The organism is Arthrobacter sp. Y3223164, from assembly GCF_059091005.1.
Window position 1 is genome coordinate 1 of sequence record NZ_JBNHGF010000529.1, and the last position, 1,570, is coordinate 1,570.

The 1,570-nt window shown below is 69.3% G+C and carries 2 protein-coding genes; both read left to right on the plus strand.

Annotation, left to right across the window (positions count from 1 at the left end):
• The coding region (locus tag AC5RUJ_RS16105) for a sensor histidine kinase (protein WP_494156224.1) at positions 1-820 on the plus strand (820 nt) is incomplete at its 5' end.
• Positions 821-867: 47 nt separating this feature from the next.
• On the plus strand, positions 868-1,570 hold a 703-nt coding region (locus tag AC5RUJ_RS16110), incomplete at its 3' end, for a LytR/AlgR family response regulator transcription factor (protein ID WP_494156225.1).

The following is a 1,570-nucleotide window of genomic DNA, read 5'->3' on the forward strand; positions in this document are numbered from 1 at the left end:
GGGGGCTGCCGCCCGGGACGGCGGCCCGACGGAAGCGGTCTTCGCCCCGATCCGGGTTCGGGACCGGGTGGTCGGCACCGTCGGCGCCTACACCGGACACGTAGCGGCGTCGCTCGTGCGGGCCACCAACGAGGTCGCAGCCTGGGTGGCCACGCAGATCGAACTGGCCGAACTGGACACCTCGCGGACGTTGCTGATGGAGGCCGAGGTGCGCGCGCTCCGGGCCCAAATCAGCCCGCACTTCATCTACAACGCCCTGAACGCCATCGCCTCCTACATCCTCACCGACCCGGCGCGGGCACGGGAGCTGGTGATCGAGTTCGCCGACTTCACCCGCTACTCCTTCCGACGGCACGGAGATTTCACCACCCTGGCGGAGGAACTGAAATCGATCGACCGCTACCTGCTGCTGGAACGGGCCCGGTTCGGCGACCGGCTCAGGGTCAGCCTGCAGATCGGCCCCGAAGTCCTCAGCACCGTCATCCCGTTCCTCTCCCTGCAGCCGTTGGTGGAGAACGCGGTGCGCCACGGGATCGAAGCCAAGGAAGGGCCGGGGCAGATCACCATCACCGCCCACGACGCCGGCGCCTACGCCGTGGTGACCATTGAAGACGACGGCGTGGGCATGGATCCGGAGCGGCTGCGCACCGTGCTGGCCGGCCGCGCCGAAGGCGACCATGTGGGTTTGCGCAACGTGGACGTGAGGCTGCGGCAGGTCTACGGCGATGAACACGGCCTGGTGGTCGACACGGCGCCCGGTGCCGGCACGCTGGTCACGCTGCGGCTACCCAAGTTCCAGCCCGGGAACCTGGTGGACTGAAGCGGCCCGCGCGAAGCTTCAGCCCGGGGCCTAATAGACTGTGGGCCATGGTCAATGTGGTTGTCGCCGATGACGAAGCCCCCGCCGTCGAGGCCCTGGCGTACCTGCTCGCCCGGGATTCCCGGATCGGGGAGGTACACAAAGCCACCAGCGGCGCCGAAGCGCTGCGTGCCCTGGAGCGCCACGACGTGGACGCGCTCTTCCTGGACATCCATATGCCGGCCCTGACCGGACTGGACATCGCCAAGGTCATTTCCCGCTTCAGCCGCCCGCCCGCCGTCGTCTTCGTGACCGCCGATGAGGACAAGGCGCTGCAGGCCTTCGAGCTGGCCGCCGTGGACTACCTGCTCAAGCCGGTGCGGGCAGACCGGCTGGCGGAGTCCGTGCGCCGGATCTGCGAACTGATGGAAGACGGCGGCGCGGCCAAGCCGGAAGTCGTCACCGTTGACCAGGGCGGCATCACCAAGATGATCCGGCGGGACGAGATCCAGTACGTGCAGGCCCAGGGCGATTACGCCCGGCTGCACACGGCCGACGCCAGCTACCTGATCCGGGTGCCGCTCAACGACCTGGAGCGCCAGTGGGCGGACGCCGGCTACCTCCGGATCCACCGCTCCTACCTTGTGGCGATGGACCGGATCCAGCAGATGCGGACCAGCGCCGGCAGGGCCAGCCTCCTGGTCGGCGGTGCCGAACTGCCCGTCAGCCGGCGTCACCTGCCCGCCGTCCGCGACCGGCTGGAGGCCACGC